At 42.1% G+C, this 6,802-nt stretch carries 4 protein-coding genes and 2 pseudogenes; all 6 read right to left on the minus strand.

What is annotated here, in order from left to right; genetic code table 11:
* Positions 1 to 4: 4 nt before the first annotated feature.
* On the minus strand, positions 5 to 730 hold the full coding sequence (locus NT175_00735; GenBank protein MCX6233240.1) for a class I SAM-dependent methyltransferase: 726 nt from the start codon (positions 728 to 730) through the stop codon (positions 5 to 7).
* The gene (locus NT175_00740) at positions 720 to 2,015 is read right to left on the minus strand and encodes a glycosyltransferase family 4 protein (GenBank protein ID MCX6233241.1); all 1,296 of its coding nucleotides are present in this window, start codon (positions 2,013 to 2,015) and stop codon (positions 720 to 722) included. The genes NT175_00735 and NT175_00740 overlap by 11 nt, the downstream gene beginning before the upstream one ends.
* A 34-nt stretch (positions 2,016 to 2,049) precedes the next feature.
* Entirely contained in the window at positions 2,050 to 4,539 is a 2,490-nt protein-coding gene (locus NT175_00745; GenBank protein MCX6233242.1) for a YfhO family protein, read from the minus strand.
* Positions 4,540 to 4,740: 201 nt separating this feature from the next.
* Positions 4,741 to 5,016 (minus strand): T9SS type A sorting domain-containing protein, encoded by a 276-nt coding sequence (locus NT175_00750; GenBank protein MCX6233243.1) that lies wholly within the window; start codon positions 5,014 to 5,016, stop codon positions 4,741 to 4,743.
* A gap of 948 nt (positions 5,017 to 5,964) precedes the next feature.
* Positions 5,965 to 6,057: pseudogene (locus tag NT175_00755) on the minus strand (PKD domain-containing protein).
* Between the two features lie 141 nt (positions 6,058 to 6,198).
* Positions 6,199 to 6,786: pseudogene (locus tag NT175_00760) on the minus strand (PKD domain-containing protein).
* Positions 6,787 to 6,802: the final 16 nt, after the last annotated feature.

A 6,802-nucleotide genomic window follows, 5' to 3' on the forward strand; every position in this document is an offset into this window, starting at 1 on the left:
GAAATTAGAAATAAGCTAAATATAGTACTCTGTAAATTAGTTTTTTAAAAATAATATAAACACTTGAAATGGGTGTGGGTTTGATAAGTTTATTATTGGTAATAATTATTAATTCAACGTAATCGTTTTCTTTATGAAAAAGAGAATAAGAATTATACCTAAGTAGAACTAAATCATTTGAACATACGCTACTTACAATTAAATCTGCCTGTAAAGCTTGGTCAATTATCTGGAGTTTTTCAGGACAATTCTCTTTAAAATACTCAATAAACCTCGAATGCGGTATATTGATAAAAATAACCGAATCATCATGCATGTGCGCTCTTAATACCCCAAAAAGATGCCTGTGCTGCTCAATGGGAATGTGCTCTAGCACATCCGGAAGAACAATAAAATCAAATTTTTCAGGGTAGGTGAAGTTTTGCATGTCGGTCACCAGGAACTCGATACGGGAAGCATTCCCAAACCTTTTATTGGCCATTTCTATGCTCTTTTCACTGATATCCGCAGCCACTACATGCCCGCGTGAAACATATCGGTGTATGAGCCTTGTCAGCGTCCCTATTCCGCAACCCACTTCCAGCACATGGTGATGTCTCTTTAAACCCGCTCTTTTCAACCGGTGAAATAGATAATAATGCCGCAGGTTGGTTCCGGTTTTCTGCTGCTTTTGCGTATAGTCATCATAAAAGCCTGCCACTATCTGTGGTTGTATCGGTTCACTGCTCATCATTCAAACATTTGGCAATCTCACCAGCCAAGAGTCTTCTGGCATAATTTTCAATTCCTTTTCCTTTGATAACCAATCCCTTGTTAGAAAAGTTCAGGTAACATATCCGGATCGACCTTTTTAATTTTTCCTGGTCATCGAATCCGCATACCTCTCCGGCCCCCGTTTTCCCAATGATCCTGGCCGCATCGCCATCCTCCGGACCGATGCAAAGAATCGGACGCCTGGCTGCCAGGTACTCGAAAAGCTTGCCTGTGGCGATCAATTTTGCATTTGGGGTGTTATTGATCACCAGAAGCAATACCTGCGAACGCTTCATCTCCTGAATCATCTCGTCATGACTGAGATAACCGATCCTGTTCAGATTCTCAGTGAGTCCATGCTTCTGAATGGATTCCATCACCTGGAAATCCACATTCCCCACCAGCTTGATCTCCAGGTCACGGTCAAAATCTTGTATTTCAGATTTCACTTGCGATAGCACTTCCCAGAGCAATTCCGGGTTACGTGCCTTTCCGAGCGATCCGAAATGACCAATACTGAATTTGCTGTCAAGGGGTACATCTTCCGTTTTGAAATCTTCCTCATCAAAACCATTGGTGATCACATGATACGTGCGGTTAACAATCTTTTTAAAATCTGTTACCATGCCGTTGCTGACCACCGTCACCTCATCAGCTGCCTCAAGTACCGTACGCTCATACCGGTGATGCTTCCTGTCAGCCCATTTCATCAGGTTCAATTCATGATAGAAATCCACATTCGTCCAGGGATCCCTGAAATCAGCTAGCCAGCGGATCCCTGTAATTTTCTTTAATTTTAACCCGATCATGTGCATCGACATAGGGGGACCGGTGGTCACCACCGCATCGACCGGATGATGCCTGAGATATTTTTTCAAATAGTTTACCGAAGGTCGGATCCAGAATTTTCTAGCATCGGGTATGAAGAAATTTCCCCTCGCCCACTGAGCGAAATTATGCAACCTGCTGCCATTTTTCCGCTCGCTCAAAAATCCGGCACCCAGTCGTTCCTCCCTTTTCCTGCCCGTAAATTTCTTGTACAGGTCGAACGGTTCCCAGATAGGCCTTTTAATGATCTCCAGTCCATCAGGAACCTCTTTCACCAAGGAATGATCAAATTCGGGATACTCGGGATCTTCAGGAGCATAAACCACAGGCTCCCAGCCATACCTGCGCAAGTACTTGACGAATTTCAGCCACCGCTGCACCCCTCCTCCACCGCTGGGAGGCCAGTAATAAGTTATGATAAGGACTCTTTTCAAATGAATGCTGTTTAAAGTGATCCTTCACAGGGATCTATGTTTTAGTGGATTGTCTTACCCGGGCATTCCTCCATTCGACGTACACTGCAGCCAGCAGGATTAGGATCAAAGCGAGTGAGCTGATGAGTGAGATAGTTTCACCCAGGTAATATGATTGAGGCTCAAATTTAAACTCAATCCTGTGGTTTCCTTTGGGGACAATCATGCCCCTTAACACATAATTGGTCCTGAAAAAATCCACTTTCTGTCCATCCAGGTAAGCATTCCAACCTTTAGGATAGTATACCTCCGAAAAAACCGCCAGCTGGTTGGCCGATGCCTTGCTCTCGTATTCAAGGTGATTGGGCTGATAACCAGTGAGCAGTATGGTTGCTGTGGAATCATAAAACGGAGTGAAACTCTTCACCTGGTCTTCGAACGACTGGTCAATGATGGCCGTTAACCTCGGATCGAATGTATTCATTTCAGTGATCTCCATATCGGCATTGGGGACGATCTTGTATTGAGGGACAAACCATGCATTGCCCATGGCATTTAAATTCAGGATGGGCTCCTTTTGCGGATCAAAAATGATATACCTGGTATTCAACATATTGAATGTTTTCAGCTGACGAAGTCCCAGATTAAAGGCAAGAAAACCCGGCTTGTTTGACAGCAACTGGATAAATCCCTGCCCTTCACCGGATAGATGGTAATCGTACAATTCCTGGTACCGGCGCAGCTTGGCCCCATGATAACCACCTATATTTTTATGGAAATAGGAGGTACGTGCCGATTTATCAAAGTCCTCGGTCATATTCCATACCCTGAAATAAGGCGTTTTGTCTTTCAGGATCAGCTGATCGGCAAGAGAGGGTTTGAATGGTTTCTCCAGCTGCGCTTTCCGGTCAAAATCATCGGAATTCAGGTAGCGCTTGCAGACAGGCCACATATCGACCACGATAAGCAGTCCGATGGCCGCAATGGCATACGACTTTTTGATTTTTCCCGACAGGTAAAACCAGAGCAGACCAAAGGTAAGGGAGACGAAAACAAGCGAGCGAAGCGCATCCAACCGCAGCATGCGCATCCTGTCGTCGCGCAGGGCGGTCAGCAGCCAGTCAGGAAACTGATACTGGGCATCACGCGGGGAAGAAAAGCTGAAAAACGATCCGGGGAACAGGACAAAAACGAGAATGATCACACCAAGAACCAGGTACAGGTATTTCAGGACCTTTTTCACCATAGGTAGGTCGGTCTTTTCATTCACCAGTTTCTGCAGTGCAAAGAAACCAAGCAATGGCATGGTCAGTTCTGCGATCACAAGGGTCATCGAAACTGCCCTGAATTTGTTATAGGCCGGTATATGATTCAGGAAGAAGTTAGTCAACGGCATGAAATGACGTCCCCAAGCCAGCAGGATTGACAGGACTGTAGCTGCGAAAAGCCACCATTTCCATGGGCCTTTCACAATAAACAGGCCCAGTATGAACAGGAAGAAAACAATGGCTCCAACATAAACAGGGCCGGAAGTAAAAGGCTGCGTCCCCCAGTATAACGGCAGTTGTTTGATGATCTGGCGGGCATTGGGTATATTGTTTTGCGAAAGGACACGGTATGTCTCGGAATTCTGCCCCAATGACCCGGAGGAGCTACCTCCATGAAAATTGGGGATCAGCAGGGTCATGGTTTCCGGGATCCCGTAACTCCAGGTCGTGGCATAATCCTTATCCAGTCCCGAGGTTTGATTATCCTGACTGAAGGTAAGCTCTGACCGGCTTCGGATCGAATATTTGCTTTGCTCAAGCGTAGTCCATAGACTTGAAGCATTGGTTGCAATTGCCAGAGAAGCGGCAATGATCAATACGGTAGAGGCTTTGATAAAATGAAAATAGGACTTTTCTTTTATGGTTTTATAAATTTCAGCAATTGTAAATATAACGATGATGATCATCAGGTAATAGGTGATCTGCAGGTGGTATGCATTGATCTGCAGAGCCAGGAACAGGGCTGTAACGATACCGCCCAGCAGGTATTTGCCACGGTAGGCCAGGATAATACCTGCGAGTACAGGGGCCATGTATCCGATTGCATGCGCTTTGGAATTATGTCCTGCTTCCAGCAGAATAAAAAAGTAGGAAGATAATGCGAAACCAATTGCACCGACCAGACTGATCCATTTATCCACCTTACAACTGAGGAGTAAAATAAAAAATCCGATGAAATAAAGGAACACCAGCCCCATGGGATAAGGGAGCCCCAGCTGCAGGAACCGGTCTACATACAGCACCAGATTATGCGGGTATTCGGTGGAGATCAGATAACCCGGCATGCCGCTGAACATGGAATTGGTCCACAGGGCTTCCTCGCCGGTCTGATCACGGTACTGGATCAACTCCTGGGCCATTCCACCGAAGTTGACAATATCACTCGACATGATCGCTTTACCTTCCAGGAGTGGAAAGAGATAAACAATTGTCAGGCTCAGAAAAACGACTAAAGCAGCAATATAGGGGATTGCCTTTTTTATTGAGAATTGCTTCACTGAAGTTTCGTTATGAATTGATATGCGAAAATACAATAATTCCTGACTTTGACACTTGATTTTTGTAACTATTTTATTAATAACATAGTAACAGCATGAATTCAGGTTTGTGCCACTACATATTATAAGTTTTATAGGATTTTAGGGGGTATCAGAACTCTGGATAATCCTTGATTATAGCATTTCAGAAAGGGGAAAGTATTAGTATTTGACTATCTTCTTCGTAATTGAACTTAATGGTGTATCAATTTTAATCAAATAGATTCCCTTTTCAAAAGATGAAATATTAATCCTTTCTTTCAGGTTGAATAAAACATCCTGATAAAGTATCTGGCCTTGTAAATTGCTGATTTCTATGTAAATATTATCAAACCCGGTAGTATTTAGAATTGTTATCAGATCAATGCCTGGATTTGGATAGATCAAGACAGAACCAGGACATGAATTATCATTATATTCAGAAATCAACAGCTCCATTCCGTTAATCGCGGAGAGACCATTATCTTTGAATACGTTCCGGTCAGGTAAATTCCCGTCATATTGGACATTCAGGTCATAAATCTCATCATTTGATTCCCTGTAAAGCCTGAAATGGAATGGTTCTTTTTCTTTGAATCCTTCAGCCATATCGAATGTCGTTGGGTCATCACCAAAAACGGTAATAGCAACATTTATTGTCACATCCTCAATCCTTATTAATCCTGCACATGCTTCACTCTCTGTGAAACATCCAATGATGTCACCATACTGTAATTCGTTCATGGCTTTTTGATCAATTGCTATGATATGCGAACTACCCGTCTTAATAACATCATTCCAGGGCTGTGATATATTAAGATTTATAAATGAGTTGACTTGTCCAATAGTAGTTCTGATATCAGGAAAGGTCAAAGTGCAATTATTATTTACTTGTAATAGATATGCTTTTCCTGGCAGAAGAGCTGTTAAGGTGTAAATATTCTGGCTTGGCCAATATAAATTTGTTCCTGCTATCTCTTTAACAATTGTAAGTGTATCCCCCAATGGTTCAAAAAGCTCCTGACAATCCACGGGTTGGAGCGATAAAACAGGTATAATATTCCAACCTGAGAACAAGTTAAGAGTTCTGTTATTTTCGATCTTACCATCAATAATCAACTGAAGGTCATTTGTTGTTTTTATTTTATACCCATGATGTGAGTCCCATAAATAGATTGTATTAATTCCTTGATCCGGCCAATAAACCTTTCCAAAACCATCCATAAGAATATCCATTTCCGAAACAATTGGCTCAAAAATGTGTGCGATTAAATCATCTAAAGGAACAACATAGCTGGATATACCACTCCAACCATTTGGAATACTGATAACATGGGAAATGATCGCACTATCGACTGTAATTTGTTGGCTTATTTCACTATAACATCCGGCATTACTATAAGCCTGAAGCGTTACCAGATAAATTCCTTCGTCCTGGTAAATATGGACGGGATTTATTTCATCAGAAATACAATTATCTCCAAAATCCCATTGATAGGAATCAGCATTTTGCGACAAATTGATAAAACGAACCTGCAGACCATTTATTAGTTGGTCAAAGTTTGCAACAGGTTGAATGCAAATAGTAATTATATCGCTACGTGTATCTGAACCACAAGTGTTAATAGAAATGAGGGTTACCGTATATTCCCCTTCAAGCTCGTAAGTATGCACTGGATTCTCAAGTGTAGAGATATAGCCGTCTCCGAAATCCCATATATAGGAATCAGCATAAAAGGACAAGTTTTCGAAAACAACTGTAAAGGAATCAATCATGTATGAAAAATCGCTGACGGGAAAGTCACAAATATATACGGCCTGGGTTAGTGAATCAGACCCACAGGAATTGTTTGCAACAAGGGTAACATCGTAATATCCGCTTTCATTGTATTGATGAACAGGATTTATTTCATCAGATGTATTACCATCTCCAAAGTCCCATAAATATGAATCAGCATTTAATGACGTATTCTGGAATGTAACTGTATCCCCATCAATTATATAGGTGAATTGGGCTTGTGGATAAAGTTGATTGATACAATAGACGAATGCATCTTCATAACCCTGGTTATTAAGCGTCAGGGTATCAAATTCAATAACACTACTTTTAAAATATCCAGTTATTGCCAGTTCATCTTCACCAAAAACAACCACTCCTGCACCATAATCATCCTGTGTGCCACCATAACTTTTTGCGGCTAAAATCTCACCATCTGAATTAAACTTCATGGTCAGAATATCTGCC

The sequence above is a fragment of the Bacteroidota bacterium genome (assembly GCA_026391695.1).
GTDB lineage: Bacteria > Bacteroidota > Bacteroidia > Bacteroidales > JAGONC01 > JAPLDP01.